The following is a 17,144-nucleotide window of genomic DNA, read 5'->3' as shown; positions in this document are numbered from 1 at the left end:
GGCAGAACTTGAAGGAGATCTTAAAGAGGCACTTTTCAAAACGACTTTTATCTGCCGACCTTATTTGCATGAATCGGTGAGTTCTTTGGACGGTAGCTCTACGCTGTTTTAGCTATAGCACCCAAACTCCTAAGCAGTTGGAAAAAAAAGCAACTGCCTAGGAGAAAGACAAGCTGAGCAAACTTTAATTTACCAATCTCTGTTTTAACTTTTATAACTAAAAGAATAAGTTAATAAGAATGAATGCAAAAAACACTGAGCCAAAGCAAGTAATAGCTCCCGGAAGGATGAAACTATGATTTAGCAAATACTTCCCGATTCCTGTCGTCCCGGTTCTATCCATTGCGATAGCAGCAAACATATTTCCGCTGATCGGTAAGAACCAACTGCCATTCGCTATCGGAAATAAGGCAAGCAAATATGGTGCTTGGATACCTAAAGTGACTCCTAGCGGCATCGCAATCGTTGTTGCTGCTCCTTGACTAGCGATTAGGAAGGAGATGATAAAAAACCCAACTGCATAGAGCCAGACAGAGTCCGAAAAATAGGTTTGGTAAAAAGTTATAAAAGTACCCTTGTTGTTGCTAAAGAAAGTATCGCACATCCAAGCTACGCCAAACAGACTTATAACCGCCATCATCCCTGAACTAAAGATTGAGGATTGTATGATCTTTCCTGGTTTAATTTCACAGAGAGGAATCATCAGGGCCGCAAAAGAAAACATCACCAAACTGATGGTAAACGGGATAGAAAGACGGGTTACTTTTCCTCCTACTTCCCAAGTTGGCAACAAAGAGGGGAAGGATCCGAGAAGTACTGTAACTACAATAGCAGCAATAAATACACCTACTGCTATCTTTGCTTTCGGCTTAATTGCCTCAAATTTGACTTCTGCGGGAGGAGCTAACTCTCCGCTATCACGCCTACGAATAAATTCAGGGTCCTTATCTAACTCCACCCCATGATGAGATACAACAAAAGCGGCTAGCATTAAGGCGCAGACAACCGAGGGTATACAAACAAGCATCACCTGCCCTAGAGTAACTCCATACACGGCTAGCACACTAACCAAAACAGCGGTTGCTGCGCTCATTGGGCTTCCCGTCAAAGCCTGCGTTGCTCCCAATAGTCCCATGGATATCGGGCGCTCTGGCCTAATTCCTTCTTTATAGGCAATTTCCACGATTATGGGAAATACAGCCAGAGCTACGTAAGACGAACCACAAAGCAAAGAGAAAAAACAAGTTACCAACGGTGCCATATACGTTATGCGTTTGGGGTTGTTTCTCAATATTTTTGCAGCAATCCCAACCAAATAGTCCAAACCTCCAGCAGCATGGAGCGCACTGGAAAGAGAAATGATGGCGCAAATAATTAATACAATATTGATTGGAGGCGATCCCGGCTTAAGACCAAATAAGAAAACAAGAATCGCAAGTCCCAACCCTCCAAAAAGGCCGGAAGCAATCCCTCCATACCTTGATCCAATCAAAATACAGGCCACGACAACAACGAGCTGCAGTAATAGTACAGTTAGCATAATTTTCCACCTTCAAGTAAAAATGTCACTCAATGGTTTTAGAGTGCAGACTCCCAGGCCAGAAGGGCATTTTTTAAATCATTAATTAACAACTGAGGGTCTTCAACGCCGATAGCAACTCTTACAAGAGCATCTTGTGTAGGTGAAAACTCTCTGGCCTTCTGGAGAGATGCCGGATAAAAACCAATAAGAGAGCGTGTGCCTCCCCAGCTCGCTCCGATAGAGAACATTTTTAGGTTGTTGAAAAATGCGGCTATAGCTTTTTCGTTATCCTCGGCGAAAGAAAAAGAAAATAGAGGACCTGATCCAGTAAATTGTTTTTTCCAGAGCGGGTAGCCCGGATCTCCTTCATAGGGTGGATAAAAAAGTTTTTTTACTTGAGGCTGTTGACTTATCCAATATGCGATTTTGAGTGTAGATGCGCTTTGTTTGCGCAGTCTTAACTCGAAAGTCTCCATTCCGCGAAGTACTAAAAAACAGTCTTCTGGAGAACAATTTAATCCCAAAATACTTTGAGTTTCACGTAAAACTGAATATTGATCAAAATTATTAAGGCTTACCGATCCGTACAATAAATCCGAATGACCCCCAAACATTTTGGTGCCGGACTCTATTGAAAAATCTACCCCATGTTCCAAAGGTTTAAAGAACAGAGGACTCGCCCATGTATTATCAATCATTGTCAGGATGTCATTTCTTTTAGCAATGGATGTTATTGCATCGACATCTTGCATCTCCATCGTTACAGTACCGGGAGACTCCATGCAGATCATTTTTGTATTGGTTTTCAAAAACTTTTGGATCTCGCCTCCAATGGCCGGAGGGAAAAATTCAACGTCTACTCCCATTTGGCTGAGCCATTTTTTTCCAAAGGTTTTTAACGCTCCATAACATGACTCAGATATTAGGAGATGATCTCCTCCGCGAACAAAGGCCATCACTGTAGCCATTAAAGCTGCTTGCCCCGAAGGGAAGCCAACACAATGCTTAGCTCCTTCTAATTCTGCAATTGCTCTCTCCAGTTCTCTGTTTGTTGGCGTTCCGGTCAGTCCGTAACTATAACCGTCTGGTTGCCTAGATTTCCTTGCCACAAAGTCCTCAAAGTTATCAAAAACAACTGTGGAAGCTCTCCAAACCGCTGGAGAAAGGCTGGCAAAGGGATTGCCCTTGGTGTCGTGGTACTGCTTCATGTTTTCCTCCGTGAGATTCAACATAAATTAAGATAAATAACAAAGGGGGCATGATCAACAGCTAAAATTATTTAGGCTATAAGTAAAACTTATAAGATTGAATATGCATAGAGAAATTGAAATTTTCAGACTGGTGATGCAAACAGGAAGTACTAAACAGGCGGCAGAGAAATTGCGAATATCTCAACCTGCAGTCAGTCAGGCCATCCGGAAACTCGAGGAAAGAGCTGACGTCCTGCTTTTTCATCGTGTTCGCGGTAGATTAGTTCCCACAAGAGAAGCCAAAGCTTTTTTAGTCGACGTTTATAAATACTTTATTGGCATCGATACCCTCACTCATAAACTTCATTCTCTTAAGCAACTTAATGAAGGCTCGATTACTGTTGCGAGTTTTCCTGCTCTTGGGAATGTCTTTCTTCCAAAAGTATTCAAGCGTTTTAATATGGATAAAGAAAACATCTTTCTCTCTTTAAAGGTGTTAAGTTCAAAGGAGGTCTATGAACAGGTCTCGGCCGGACTTGCTGATTTCGGACTAATGGCAGACGAGATGCCTTATGAAAAACTAGAACATTCTCATTTATTTAAAGAAGAAGGGGTTTTAGTTATGCATCAAAATCATCCTCTCGCAAAAGAAAAAGAAGTTACGATTGAACAACTTTTAGAATATCCCTTTCTTTCCTTGAGTCCGGAAGATAGCTCTCAAAAACAGCTCTCAGAGGTTTTAGGTGAAAGATTTAACTCTCTAAAAGTTGTTGCAGAAACTCCATATTCTTTAACTATCTGCGTAATGGCCCAACAAGGACTTGGGATGGGACTTGTCAGTCCGATAGCAGCTCATCACTTTTTAAATTCTGGGATTGTCGTCAAACCTCTTGAGATAAAAATTAATTTTTCTGGTATTTTGGTGTTCCGCCCTGGGCACCCTCTCTCCGAGGCTTGCCAACGATTACTCAAATGCTTAAGGATAGAACTTACCGAAGAAATTAATGAAGTAAAAAAAGCCGCCTTTCTTTAGTTCATGGAGCAATTTTTTCAGCATTTTCTTTTTTTATCATTTAGAGCAGTAATGTGATTAAACAGTGATGTTATTATTTACAGAGAGCCGGTTTCTTTTAAGCTAAATTTAAGGAATTTTATTAATGATGAAACGACAGAACTTTTTACAAATTAGAAGAGCAAAATCATTATGACTTCTACTTCTCTTAAAAGATCACTCGTTGCTTCTGCTGTTGCATTCTCCTTCGTTTTTTCCTCAGCAGCGGCTCTAAATACTCTTCTTCCTGCTGCAAACGCTCAGGAAGTCACCCCGACTCAACTGATTGCAGCTTTACCTGATTTCTCTAAGTTAGTGGAAGATAACGGCAAGGCAGTTGTCAGCATCGAAACACTCAAAAAAGCCAAGAAAGTTACCAAAAACAAACGTCCGAGAGGTCAAGATCCGTTCGAAGAACTAAGAAAATTCGGCTTCCCCTTCCCGTTCGGCGATGATTTCCCAAGCTTTGGCACTCCCGAAAGACACGGCCAGGGTTCAGGCTTCATTATTTCTCCTGACGGCTATATTCTGACCAACCATCACGTTGTTGACGGTGCAGATGAGCTCACCGTTCATCTCACAGATAAAAGAAAACTCAAGGCCAAAGTCATCGGCAGCGATCAAAAGACGGACGTAGCAGTCATCAAGATTGATGCTAAAGACCTCCCTACCGTCAAAATCGGAAACTCTGATAAGGTTAAAGTCGGTGAATGGGTTGCCGCTATTGGAGCGCCATTCGGTTTAGACAACACCGTCACAGCCGGTATCGTTTCAGCTAAAAGCCGTAATCTGCCGGATGATCAATTCGTACCGTTTATTCAGACTGACGTGGCTGTTAACCCCGGAAACTCCGGCGGTCCGCTCTTCAATATGAAAGGTGAGGTTATCGGCATCAACTCTCAGATTTTCTCCACCTCGGGCGGCTTCATGGGCTTGTCTTTTGCGATTCCTATTGACTTAGCAATCCAAATCAAAGACCAGCTGATCAAAGACGGAAAAGTCTCCAGAGGAAGAATCGGCGTAATGATGCAAGCCATGACTCCTGAATTGGCTAAAAGCTTCGGATTGAAAGACGAAAAGGGTGCTTTAGTCGTTCAGATTGAAGAGAAAGGCCCTGCAGAAAAAGCCGGTATGAAAGAAGGAGATGTCATCATTGAATTCAACGGCCAGAAGATTGACGAAATGGCCAAGCTTTCTCAAGCTGTCGCCGCAACCAAGCCGGGTTCAAAGGTGAAGGTTATCGTCCTCCGAGAAGGCAAACCGACTGAATTAACAATGACTGTCGATGAAATGCCTGTAGACGGCAAACTTAACTTCAAGAACACAGCACCGTCTAACTCTTCCGTTGATCGTTTAGGACTGTCTACACGCCCGCTCAATGATCTGGAAAAGAAAAAGCATTCTTCCGGTATTGTTGTTGACACCGTTGAAGGCCCTGCTGCAGAAGCCGGTATTCAAACCGGAGATATCATTCTCAGCGCAGGCGGCAAGAAACTTAAGACCGCTGACGATTTAAAGAAAGTATTGGAAAAAGCCGGTACTTCCATTCCTCTTCTGATTGACAGAAAAGGTCAAAGAATCTTCGTTCCGGTTCCTCTTGAAACCGAGAAAAAATAAGCTGATACGTTAGCGATGAGGCCTGTGGAATGCAGGCCTTATTTATTTTTGGCGGTGTAGTGAAGAACTTCAAAAGTCAGTCCTTCAAGAACCTTGGGCCTGCGGTTTAGTTTGCCTGAAGCATTGACAGGGAGCTGCGGAACCCAGGAAATAAGTCTAGGGGACTTATAGGTTGCAAGTACGTTGGACAAACCTGAAATAATGTCCGTTGCTTCGGGCTTCCTGCCCTTATCCTCAGGAACAAGAAGTGCTGTAACGATAGCTCCCCAAGTTTCGTCCGGTTTACCGAGAACCAAAGCCTGCTTAATACCCGGAATGTTCTCCAGTGCCTCTTCAACTTCCTGCGGGTACACATTGTCTCCGCCGGAAAGGATAACGTCTTTCGCTCGTCCTTTGACATAGACGTAACCTTCTTCGTCGATGTGACCTAAATCTCCGGAATCAAACCATCCGTTTTCGTCCTTAGTTTCTCTTCCCCAATAACCCTCAAGGAGCATCGGTCCTCTTATCAATAGGCGGCCGTCAACGATTTTTATCTCGGCCCCGGGATTGATTTTGCCGTTGCCTTTGGTGATGGAGTATCTCATCTCAAAAGGCGTACTGACAACGTTACTCGCGGTCTCAGTCATGCCGTAAGTCATCACGAGAGGAAGATGGCGTTCAAAAGCCAGTTTTCGTGCTTTGTCAGAAGTAGCAGCTCCCCCAACCAAGAAGGTCTTAAAGTTTTTATTCGGGCGCCACTCAGGACAATCCTCCAGGACCTTTATAAGCATTGTAGGAACGATAGACGACAAAGTAACTCCATCCCTATCCCAGCTCTCCGTATAAGCCTTAGCAGAGAATTTAGGAGCAAAAGAGATTGCTGTGCGGGCAATCAAACTGCGGCTGACTATTGAAAAGCCTCCGATTCGGGCCGGTGAAATACTCAGCTGCCAAACGTCTCCTTCTTCCAAAGGAATATTCTTGGCACTTGATTGAGCACTGCTAATGAGAGCTTTTCTCGTCAGAATAGTCGCTTTGGGCTTACCGGTTGTTCCGGAAGTAAAAACAATAATTGCAGTGTCTTCCGGAAGCGGATCCGTGAAAGTATCGACTTGAGCCAAGAACCTTTGCTTTTCAGTCTCAGTAAGGGACGGATGAAGCACAAGAATCGGAATGTGCAGCTCTAACAGAGCATATACGGACACCAACGAATCCGTATTAGGATGGACGACTAAAGGATAAATCTTAGTACGCCCTTCTTCTTCAATCTCAGCAATTCGTTGTTCAACCAATTCTGCCAGTTGAGAAAAAGACAAGTCTCCCCCGTCAGCGAGGCTCCTTCTAATAGCCAAACGCTGTGGAAACTCCTCTGCTGCTCTCCTGACAGATAAAAGGTCGAGTGTCATGAAACAGAGTTTACGGGAGACGAGGGAACTTCTTGAAGTTAGGACGGCGTTTTTCCAAGAAAGCTTCTTTACCTTCTTTTCCTTCTTCAGTCATGTAGAAAAGCAATGTCGCATTTCCGGCCAGCTCCTGCAAACCGGCCTGTCCGTCGCAGTCAGCATTCAAAGCAGACTTCAAGCAGCGGATGGCAAGCGGAGAATTGGCAAGAATTTCTCTGCACCACTGAACGGTTTCAGCTTCAAGATCTTCGTACGGGACAACCTTGTTGACCAATCCCATGTCCAAAGCTTCTTTAGCATCGTAGAAGCGAGCCAAGAACCAAATTTCACGAGCCTTCTTCTGCCCAACGATCCTGGCCATATAGGAAGCACCCCAACCGCCGTCAAAAGAGCCGACCTTAGGACCTGTCTGACCGAATCTGGCGTTGTCCGCCGCGATAGTCAGGTCGCAAATCATGTGCAGAACATGACCGCCGCCTACGCACCATCCTGCAACCATCGCAATAACGGGTTTCGGACAAGTTCTGATTTGTCTTTGGAAATCTAAAACGTTCAAGCGAGGTACACCGTCGGAACCAACATAGCCTCCGGTACTTCTAACCTTCTGGTCTCCGCCGGAACAGAACGCATCTTTGCCTTGACCGGTCAAAATGATCACGCCGACATTTTCATCGTCTCTGGCATCGGCCAAAGCCTGTTCCATTTCTCTGACGGTCAGAGGACGGAAAGCGTTTCTGACTTGCGGACGATTAATCGTGATCTTGGCAATGCCTTCATCACTTTTTTCGTAAATGATATCTTCGAAGTCTTTTACCTTTTTCCATTCAGGAATTTTCGGCAGTGAAGAAGTGTCTAATTGAGGCTGCATCTGTTCAATCCTTTTTGATAGAACCAAGATATTAATCGTTATTTGCATGCAATTCCATCGATTGGATAGATCACTTCCCGAAAACTCGACATCTAAGTGTCAACATTTTTTTCTCTGCATTAACAATGACTTCCAACTAAGTTCCTCAATTATCGGATTGTGTGATTCAATTTACTCGGAGTCAGAGAAAAAAAAGATCACAACTCCAAACAATTGTAGCCCCTAACTCTTTGTTCTCAATTGCAAAAAGGCCAAGAACAAACGCCCTTAGCCTTTTAGATAAATCTCTTAAGTGCCTCACCTGTGAGACACTAACCAAGATTAATTAAACTTCAAACTGCATAGATTTGACCGACTTATCAATATCGCCTCCGGCAGCCATAATGCCAGCTAAGCGGCCGAATGTAAGGCAACGACCGTGATTCATGCCCGGGCAGATTGTCGGATAGTCGCCGGAACCGAAGTAATCGCCGGCTGCTGCACCGCAAACATACAAGCCTTCGATTGGTTTGTCGTTAGCATCCAAGACCAACAGTGACGGATCAGTATGGAGACCGCCGCTCATTGCCAATAAAGAGCTGGAAAGTTTGCCGGCATAGAACGGTGCCTTGAGGATTGGGGTCATCAAGACTTTGCGCTTTCCGAAGTCTTCGTCAACGCCTTTTTCGCACAATTCGTTATAACGGGCAACTGTCTTCTTCAAACCTTCAGCCGGAATTCCCATCTTCTGAGCTAGTTCGTCGAGAGAATTGGCTACGACAACCTTGCCGTCTTTGATGTGCTGGTCTTGAGTTGCTTTTTCAACGTCTTTGTTCCAACCGGCGCCCCAAGGCTGCCACATTTGACCATAGAACAAGCCGCCGGCCATATTGCCGTCAACCTGAGACTTCACTTGGTCAAGCCAATCAGCATCGTAGACAGTCCACGCAACGCCGTGAGGCTGCAGTTCCTTAGAGCAGGACTTGGACTGTGTATTAACGTCTTCGTTCTTGAAGCGTTCGCCGTTTTGGTTAACGTGCAAGAAACCGTAGCTGGCCGGGCCTGCTTCCAAATGAACGGTTGCTGCATGATCGTCATTTCTTTGCATTGCTCCGCCAACCTGCATTGCCATGATATGGCCGTCACCGGTATTGGATTTAGTCGGGAAGTAAATCTGTGCATCTACGCGGAGAGAATACGGAGACCAACGTTTGCGCATCTCTTCATTGGAGGCATAACAGCCTGTTGCCAGAATAACACCCTTAGAAGCATTGATCTGTGTGTAGTTGCCCGGCTTGCCGCAAATAAGGCCGGTGACTCGGCCGTCTGCACCGCGAATCAGTCTAACTGCAGGTGTGCGATAAAGGATATCAACGCCCAAGGCCTTAAGTTCTTTTTCGAAGATAGGCATGATTACAACGTTGCCGATACCGGTAGAGTTACCATAGGTATAGTCAAGGCTGACGTCTTTGTTGTAAAAGAAATGAGTAACCGGGAATTCTGTGTAAGTCGGTCCTTTGTAATAACCTTCCCAAAGAGTCATCTTAGCGCCGTTCTTATTAGCCAATTCTTCGGCCCAGTCAACACAGGCTCCGCACTTGCGTGCAAACATCCAGAGAAGACGTTCGTCCATACGGCCCTGCCCCCAAGAAATCAAACGGCGTACGATTTCGGGTGCATCAATCTTGACGCCTAATTCATTCTGCAATCGTGTACCGAAGCCTGTGATATGGCCGCCGCGTGCAGACCAGCTGCGTGTCTTCTCAATAACAACGGTCTTAGCGCCTTCCTGGGCTGCGCTCAATGCCGCGGCAAAACCTGCTAAGCCGGCACCGATAACGGCGACCTCAACGTTCATTATCTTTTTGATTTGGTCAGGAGCAATTTCCGGTGCAGGTTTTTCCCAGCTCCAACCGGTGCATTTGGGTTCTTGCCATTTGGCAGGAATATCGCCGGCATGAGCAATTGTTGAAGAAACTGCTGCGGTTGCCATCGCTGCTGATGTCTTCATAAATGCACGGCGGGAAATATTTAATTTTTCGCTCATTTTTTTCTCCTTGAAATAACCTATTTAATGCTTAGTAGAAATTCGGAACATTTACGGAACCTTGATGTCGGCTCCTCCTTTATGACATTCGCTGCAGGCGAGTACGCTCGGCTGATGTCCTTTATGGCACTTCATGCATTCATAGGCATCGAAGTGGCCGGCATGAATATTTTTAACTTCATGGCCTTCGAATTTGAATGGCTTTCCATTCGGTGTTTCGCCATGACATTTAATGCAGATTTCTTCACTGATGTTTGCTGAGGAAGGTTTCTCAGAACCGTGACACGAAGCGCACTGCATTCCTTTTGCACTATGCTGATCTGCCACTGCAGCAAATGCAGGATTAAATGCGAATATCAACGAGAGGATGAGAAGGATTCTTTTCATTTTCGTCCCTTAGGTTGGGTGGTGAATCATTTTTATTTAATTAAATTATCCGCTGTGTTACTTACCTCGACTGTCAGGTAGCTGACACTTTAATCCGCACCTCAAAAACGGTATTTCTAATCCGTCAGGAAGATGACGAATTAACTTTCTTTCTTGATTTTCGGATATGTACGCCCGGATTCGACCCATTCTCATGCCACGAATAAATTGAATTTAAAAAAACTTTTTCTACGTACATTCGACCTTCTCGAACCAAGATAATCCCGTTCCTCTTCCATTCATTAAGAATGGAAGAAACCGAGGGGCGCCGAGCCGCAACAATCCGAGAAAACTCAACTGTGGTAAATCGATAAGGGAGCGGCGCATAAATCCTGTCGTCTTCCGTGATGGCGTCGTGATTAAACTCTTTTCTTTGTGCTCCGGCCTCATATAAGCTCCGGCAAAGAACTTGAAGTCGCTCAGGCAAAGATAGCGTGTAATTTGCAAAAGCTCCTTCTAGGTCTGATTCATGATCATGAACAATGGTCAAAGTATGCTTAGTTGCAATTTTGGGATGAGCTTCCAGATACTCACAAAACGCTGAACTGCTCACATACCGAACCTCCGTATCTCTAACGGCGTAATCAATAACGTTGACCACTTGTCTGGTCATTCCGTCAATGTTGCCCATTAAGCATCCGGAAAAGATCAGCCCAAAAATTCTCGGTTCACCTAAGATATCGGAGTAAGAATATGCTCCTAAACCAGACAAAATTAACGCTACTTCACCGTAATCACCGCCGTTAAAAATGGATTGCCCAGCTCTTAGCCTCAGCCACCGTCCGCGTTTATTAAAAAACGTGATCAACTCTTCAGGAGCCCGAGGATGTATCCATGGAAAAACATTAAATGCTTGAGACACCTGCAGCTCCTCCCTGAGCTTGATAGTCAGACAAAGTTTCTGTGAGTTAAGTACATTGAAGTACGGGGTGTTATTTAAATAAATAATAGCTTGGCTGAAGGAAAGTGAATATAAGGCCTATCCATTAACATGTTCGAAGTTCAAAATCCTATTCTTCCGGAATAGAGAGACCAACCTGATGAAGAAGTTGTAAATACGAGAAAAGGTTTCTCAAACATGTCGTGAGAAACCTTTTTATGGACAATTAAGGAATGGAGATTAGCTCATCATTTCCAAAATTTAAATCGAAAACTTACTTAGCCTGGGAAATCGACTCGGCCAAGGTTCTCCATTTCGGAGCTTCGGTCTTAATGAATTCAGCAAATTCCGCACCATCAGACAGAACCGGCTGTGCACCAAGCATCTTGATTCTTTCAATGACTTTTTGGTCGCTTCTGCACTTTACCAAAGCCTTGGAAAGCTGATCCTTGAGTTCTTTTGGAGCACCTTTTGGAACCACATAGCCATCCCAGGCACAAAGTTCATAATCTTTAAGGCCGATTTCTTTCATAGTCGGAATATTCGGCAAGCTCTCTAATCTTTCTCCGGTTGTGACGGCGATTGCCTTTAAAGAACCCTTCTTAACATGAGGCAACGCATTAGCTGCCACATCGATCATGAATGGAATTCTTCCGGCTAGCACTTCAACCATAGCTGCTGCACCGCCGGCGTGAGGCACATGAGTAAGGTTCAAACCTGTCTGCATAGCAAAGAACTGTCCCGCCAGATGGCTGGTAGTACCGACACCGGATGAGGCAAAGAACACTTCTCCCGGATGAGATTTGCTGTATTTGACCAAAGATTCGTAATCCTCAACGCCGGGAATGGCTTTGGTATTAAGAACCATCACAAGGCCAACCTTAGAAATCTGACCCACCGGTTCAAGATCGGTAAGCGGATCAAACTTCATATTGTTGTAAAGGTAACGGTTGACGCACATGATGCCATTAGTGACATAGCCGAAGCTGGCATCTTTCTGAGGTTCATCAATAAGGTAAGAAGTGCCGATATTTCCGCCGGCACCCGGTCTGTTAAGAACCCAAATATCCTTTCCGAGATTTCTGGACAATGCGTCTAACGGGCTTCTGCCTAAAACATCTCCGCCACCGCCGGCAGGAAATGGGATCACCAACTTAATACCGTTTGACGACTGTGCAAATGCTTTCCCACAAAGCATAGGAGCAACAAGTCCCGCCGTTATTGTTCCTAACAGAGCTCTTCTTTTCATTTATTTTTTCCTCAACAATTTTTAATACTGTATCGTACAGTACAGAATATTTTATAATTTTTGAAGTACTGTTCATTCTTAGAGATCAATTTTTAACAAACTCATGCCAGCATTACCGACAAAAAAAGGAAAACAACGCCAAAAAGCTATCTTGGAATCGGCGATTGATGTCTTTATCGCCAATGGATATGAGGGAACTTCTCTCGATAAGATTCTGAAACTCTCGGGAGGATCCAGAACAACAGTCTATAAAACTTACGGCTCCAAGCAAGGGCTCTTTTTAGCTGCCCTTGAATCCATGGTTGAAGAGCTCTACTCGGAATACGCTGAACAGTACGATGAAAAGAGAACCTGGGAAGAAGAACTTGTTGTTTTTGGAAATATATTTCTTAAGGGAATTCTCTCGAGAAGAGCTATCGGCGCAGCCAGACTGATTTATTCAGAGAGCGCTAGATTTCCGGATATCGGCAAATGGTATTACGAGCAAGGGGCCCTTCTCAGTTACAGCTGTTTTGCCAAGGTACTGGAGAACCATATTGCTCTTGATTTTGAAGAACTTAAAGGCATTGCTCGAATTTATATTGAAATGTTGAAGAACAACATATATTTAAAAGCTCTCTGCCTTCCGGGCTTTAAGCCCGATGATGCCATGATTGCTCGGGACGTTGCCGAAAGTGCTGAAATTATCAAGACTCATATCAGAAAAAGAATTAGTGCAAAACCGGATTAATTGCTTTATAGTCAGTGAATCGTAACTTCAGGTCCTTAGTTAGAATCAGTTTCTACCCGCGACACCATAGCCATGGTTGAATCTCTATACCTTCAATATTTGTTTGGAGGATTTGTCTCACTGATTGTTATTACAAATCCTCTATCTAAGATCCCTCTCTATATCAGTTTGACCCAAGGCATGTCCATTGCTGAGCGCAAGAAGCAAGCAAACTGGGCATGTTATTACGCGGCAGCAATCATGCTCGTAAGTCTTGCGGCCGGCAACCTTCTCTTGGTTTTCTTTGGCATCTCCTATGGCGCGCTGCGTATCTCCGGCGGCTTTGTAGTAGGTCTGATTGGCTATCAGATGCTGTTTGGCAGCAGAGACCAACAAGGGGCTCCGGTTGTCAGAAGAGACAAAACGGACTACTCCTTCTTCCCTTTAGCTATGCCGGGAATAAGCGGACCAGGTACTATCGCCGTTGTCATCGGTATTGCTTCCGAAATTGCGGAATTGCCTAACTGGATTGATATGGCCGGAGCTTTCTTTATGACCGGCGTCTCTATTCTGGCCTGCGCTTTTATTACTTGGATTGTTCTTCGGTGCTCAGAGTATATTTCAAGCAAACTTGGGCCCTCAGGCACCCAGGTACTCACTAAGTTAATGGGTTTCTTGCTGATTTGTATTGGTGTTCAATTTATGGGTTCCGGCGTCAGAACGTTCATGGCTGGTTCTTAGAAAAATCTAAACTACTTCTATAACGAGGATTCAAGACAAAATCTTGATTCCTCGTTTTTGCTTATCTGCCGACTGCAGTTTAGCCATTCCGGCCCTCGTGGAGAAGTCTCTCAAAGGAGCTACACCCAAAAGGTAACGTGGCCACTTGAGAACACATTTGCATTTTGCGTGGAGACAAATTCATTAATCACCCATAAACATTGCGAGGGCGAAACTTATCTATTGCTCCGTATAGAGTCTTTGGTTGACTCTATACGGATTAAAGCATTATTCAACAGTAACGCTCTTAGCAAGGTTCCTTGGCTTATCGACGTCGGTACCTCTTACCAATGCGGTGTGGTAAGCAAGAAGCTGCAAAGGAAGGACATGAAGAATCGGAGATAAGTCACCGTAGTTTTCCGGCAGCTTTATAACATGGATTCCGTCGGACGGCTCGATATTGGAGTCAGCATCAGAGAATACAAAGAGCACGCCCTTTCTGGCTCTAACTTCCTGCATATTGCTCTTTAGCTTCTCGATCAATTCATCGTTCGGAGCAACGGTAACGACAGGCATATTACCGTCTACTAAAGCTAGAGGTCCGTGCTTTAATTCACCAGCAGGATATCCTTCCGCATGAATGTAGCTGATTTCTTTTAGCTTGAGAGCACCTTCCAAAGCGATTGGGTAATGAGCGCCGCGGCCGAGGAACAATGCATTGTTCTTGTCGGCAAAAAGCTCAGCCCACTTCTTAATTTCCGGTTCTTGTTTAAGAACAACGTCCATGCTCTTCGGCAAATGACGGAGCTCTCTAATGGCCTGCTCTTCTCTTTCCGGAGTAAGTCTGCCTTTTTCCTTGCAAATGGCAAGAGCAAGCAAATAAAGAGCTGCCAGCTGGGTAGTGAAGGCCTTTGTGGAAGCAACGCCGATTTCAACACCGGCTCTGGTAATGTAGTGAGCCTTCGTTTCCTTGACCATTGCACTCGTAGCTACATTGCAGATAGTCATGGTCATATCCATGCCGAGATCTTGAGCATGTCTCAAAGCAGCAAGCGTGTCTGCTGTCTCTCCGGACTGAGAAATAGTCAGTACGAGAGTGTCGGGATCCGGAACGGATTCTCTGTAGCGGTACTCGCTGGCAATTTCAACGTCAACCGGAACCTTTGCAATAGATTCAATCCAATACTTCCCGATCATGCCGGCGTAATAGCTGGTGCCGCAGGCAATAATCAACACCCTCTTGAGTCTCTTGAACATTTCCGGAGCTTCAAAGCCGAAAATAGCCCCGGTAATACCTTGTACACCCTCTAAAGTATCGGCAATAGCTCTCGGCTGTTCAAAAATTTCTTTCTGCATGTAGTGGTTGTAGTTGCCGAGAGAAATTTCAGAAGAAAACTCATGGATGATGGAAACCGGACGTTCGATGGTTTTGTATTCCTCTCCCTCTTTATGCCAAATGGCAACTTTTTCCGGAGTAATGTCAACTACATCACCGTCTTCAAGATAAATAAACTTGTCTGTCACGCCTGCCAATGCGATTGGGTCAGAGGCAACAAAGTTTTCGCCTTCTCCCAGAGCGGCCACTAACGGAGCGGCTTTCTTCGTAGCAACCACGCGGTTGGGCTCGTTAATGCAAGTCAGGGCGATGGCATAAGCACCTCTAAGACGCTGGACTGCCTTTTCAACGGCTTTAAGAAGGTCTCCCTCATAGAGGCTATGCACTAAGTGAACGATAACTTCAGTATCGGTCTGACTTAAGAATTCATAGCCTTTTTCGATCAGTTCTTCTCTGATTTCTTCATAGTTCTCGATGATGCCGTTATGAACTACAGCCATCATATTGTGAGAAAAATGAGGATGGGTATTGCAGATTTCCGGCGCGCCATGAGTTGCCCATCGAGTATGAGCAATACCGGTAAGACCGCTAAGATTTTCAATCTTAGTTTGTTCGATTAGCGCATTAACTCTTTTTACTGTACGAGTTCTTTTAAGCTTACCCTCGTCAACAATAGCAATACCGCAGGAGTCATAGCCGCGATACTCTAAACGTCTCAATCCCTCCGTGAGGATTGGAACGACATCTCTATTACTGCTTGCTGCGACAATACCGCACATATTCTTTAACTCTCCAAATCTTTATTTTTTGGTTGGTCTCGGCCAACCTGGAATTGTCACAGGCTTCGCCCTGCGGACAAATAAACAATCTTCCGGCACATCTCTGGTCACTGTGGCTCCGGCGCCTACAGTAGAGTGTTTATGAACCGTTACCGGGGCCACTAATTGAGTGTCGCTGCCGATGAAACAGTCATCTTCAATGACAGTGCGGAATTTATTAACGCCATCATAATTGCATGTAATGGTGCCTGCACCGATATTGACGTTAGAACCCATATCGCAGTCGCCGATATAGGAAAGATGATTAACCTTGCTTCCTTTACCGATGACGCTCTTCTTAATTTCCACGAAGTTGCCGACATGTACCTCTTCGGATAGCTCTGCACCTGGTCTCAGACGCGCAAACGGACCAATCTTCGCAGATTTTCCAACCACGGCTTTATCAAAGTGTGAAAATGCGTCTACGACAGTACCCTCACAGATTTTTGTAGAGCGAATGACACAGTAGGGTCCGATTCGGACATTGTCTTCGAGTACTACATCCCCTTCAAACACACAGCCGACATCGATAAAAACGTCTTTTCCGCATGTCAAAGAACCTCTGATATCAATCCGTTCAGCATCAGCCAAACCAACACCCTGAGCCATTAACTTCGCGGCCTGTTTCCTCTGCAAAGCTCTTTCGAGACGTTGGAGCTGAGTCTTGTCATTAACTCCCTCAACCTCCCAATGATCTTTCGTCTTGAGAGTATGAATCTTGACGCCTTCTTTAGCTGCAAAGCCGATTAAGTCCGTCAGGTAGTATTCGTTTTGCTTATTGGCACATCCGACTTGAGACAGCCACCCCTTAATCTTATCTCCCGGGATAATCATGATGCCGGTGTTGACTTCTTTGATCTTTCGCTGCTCATCAGAAGCATCTTTTTCTTCAACGATACCGACGACCTCACCTGCCTCATCTCTAAGAATTCTGCCGTAACCTGTCGGATTATCTAGCTCAACCGTCAGTAATCCCACTTCGTCTCCGGCCTGTTTAGAAAATTCTTCCAAAGTTGCCGGAGAAATGAGCGGAACGTCTCCGTAAAGAACCAATACGGATTCATTGTTTTCCAGGCTTGGAATCGCTTGTGCAACGGCGTGAGCGGTTCCTTTCTGCTCGGCCTGAAGTGCAAACTTAACGGGACGAGCGGCAAAGTATTCTTTTACCTGTTCGGCACCGTGACCAATCACAACAACAGGAGACTGTCCTTGTAAAAGAGTCTCGGCAGAATCTAAAACCCATTCCAGCATCGGCTTATTGCCTAGTCTTTGCAAAACCTTAGGCAAAAAAGAATTCATTCTCTTGCCTTTGCCGGCGGCTAAGATAACTACATTCATTGATTTTCC

General features: G+C 44.9%; 14 protein-coding genes. 4 read left to right on the top strand and 10 right to left on the bottom strand.

Going from position 1 to position 17,144, the window contains the following annotated elements; translation table 11 throughout:
* Nucleotides 1–217 precede the first annotated feature (217 nt).
* Nucleotides 218–1,540, bottom strand: a complete 1,323-nt coding sequence (locus RDK53_RS02640; RefSeq protein ID WP_308513156.1) for an anaerobic C4-dicarboxylate transporter family protein — start codon at nt 1,538–1,540, stop codon at nt 218–220.
* A 38-nt stretch (nt 1,541–1,578) separates the two neighbouring features.
* Complete coding sequence (locus tag RDK53_RS02635) at nt 1,579–2,730, bottom strand: PLP-dependent aspartate aminotransferase family protein (protein ID WP_277040112.1); 1,152 nt, start codon at nt 2,728–2,730, stop codon at nt 1,579–1,581.
* A 103-nt stretch (nt 2,731–2,833) separates the two neighbouring features.
* Between RDK53_RS02635 and RDK53_RS02630 the strand changes: the two genes are divergently transcribed.
* Nucleotides 2,834–3,745 (top strand): LysR substrate-binding domain-containing protein, encoded by a 912-nt coding sequence (locus tag RDK53_RS02630; protein ID WP_308513155.1) that lies wholly within the window; start codon nt 2,834–2,836, stop codon nt 3,743–3,745.
* A gap of 171 nt (nt 3,746–3,916) precedes the next feature.
* Entirely contained in the window at nt 3,917–5,380 is a 1,464-nt protein-coding gene (locus RDK53_RS02625) for a DegQ family serine endoprotease (RefSeq protein WP_308513154.1), read from the top strand.
* A 38-nt stretch (nt 5,381–5,418) separates the two neighbouring features.
* Here RDK53_RS02625 and RDK53_RS02620 read toward each other — a convergent pair whose 3' ends face one another.
* From RDK53_RS02620 to RDK53_RS02595, 6 genes are all read right to left on the bottom strand, one after another.
* The gene (locus RDK53_RS02620; RefSeq protein WP_308513153.1) at nt 5,419–6,714 is read right to left on the bottom strand and encodes an AMP-binding protein; all 1,296 of its coding nucleotides are present in this window, start codon (nt 6,712–6,714) and stop codon (nt 5,419–5,421) included.
* A 64-nt stretch (nt 6,715–6,778) separates the two neighbouring features.
* Nucleotides 6,779–7,633, bottom strand: a complete 855-nt coding sequence (menB, locus tag RDK53_RS02615) for a 1,4-dihydroxy-2-naphthoyl-CoA synthase (RefSeq protein WP_066594776.1) — start codon at nt 7,631–7,633, stop codon at nt 6,779–6,781.
* A 325-nt stretch (nt 7,634–7,958) separates the two neighbouring features.
* On the bottom strand, nt 7,959–9,659 hold the full coding sequence (locus RDK53_RS02610) for an FAD-binding protein (RefSeq protein ID WP_308513152.1): 1,701 nt from the start codon (nt 9,657–9,659) through the stop codon (nt 7,959–7,961).
* 51 nt (nt 9,660–9,710) lie between these two features.
* A complete protein-coding gene (locus tag RDK53_RS02605; protein WP_308513151.1) occupies nt 9,711–10,046 on the bottom strand; it encodes a cytochrome c3 family protein in 336 nt (111 codons plus the stop codon).
* 124 nt (nt 10,047–10,170) lie between these two features.
* Nucleotides 10,171–10,947, bottom strand: coding sequence for a Crp/Fnr family transcriptional regulator (locus RDK53_RS02600; RefSeq protein ID WP_308513149.1), 777 nt, complete (start codon nt 10,945–10,947; stop codon nt 10,171–10,173).
* 292 nt (nt 10,948–11,239) lie between these two features.
* Nucleotides 11,240–12,214 carry a tripartite tricarboxylate transporter substrate binding protein gene (locus RDK53_RS02595; protein WP_308513148.1) on the bottom strand — a complete coding sequence of 325 codons (975 nt, stop codon included), beginning with the start codon at nt 12,212–12,214 and terminating at the stop codon, nt 11,240–11,242.
* A 103-nt stretch (nt 12,215–12,317) separates the two neighbouring features.
* Here RDK53_RS02595 and RDK53_RS02590 point away from each other — a divergent pair, with 103 nt between their 5' ends.
* Nucleotides 12,318–12,944, top strand: a complete 627-nt coding sequence (locus RDK53_RS02590) for a TetR/AcrR family transcriptional regulator (protein WP_308513147.1) — start codon at nt 12,318–12,320, stop codon at nt 12,942–12,944.
* A 72-nt stretch (nt 12,945–13,016) separates the two neighbouring features.
* Nucleotides 13,017–13,664, top strand: coding sequence for a MarC family NAAT transporter (locus tag RDK53_RS02585; RefSeq protein ID WP_066594764.1), 648 nt, complete (start codon nt 13,017–13,019; stop codon nt 13,662–13,664).
* 267 nt (nt 13,665–13,931) lie between these two features.
* Here RDK53_RS02585 and glmS read toward each other — a convergent pair whose 3' ends face one another.
* Nucleotides 13,932–15,758 (bottom strand): glutamine--fructose-6-phosphate transaminase (isomerizing), encoded by a 1,827-nt coding sequence (gene glmS / locus RDK53_RS02580; protein WP_308513146.1) that lies wholly within the window; start codon nt 15,756–15,758, stop codon nt 13,932–13,934.
* A 21-nt stretch (nt 15,759–15,779) separates the two neighbouring features.
* Nucleotides 15,780–17,135 carry a bifunctional UDP-N-acetylglucosamine diphosphorylase/glucosamine-1-phosphate N-acetyltransferase GlmU gene (gene glmU, locus RDK53_RS02575; protein ID WP_308513145.1) on the bottom strand — a complete coding sequence of 452 codons (1,356 nt, stop codon included), beginning with the start codon at nt 17,133–17,135 and terminating at the stop codon, nt 15,780–15,782.
* Nucleotides 17,136–17,144: the final 9 nt, after the last annotated feature.

The sequence above is a fragment of the uncultured Turicimonas sp. genome (assembly GCF_902477955.1).
Lineage (GTDB): Bacteria > Pseudomonadota > Gammaproteobacteria > Burkholderiales > Burkholderiaceae_F > Turicimonas.
This window is presented reverse-complemented; position numbering and strand designations above follow the sequence as displayed.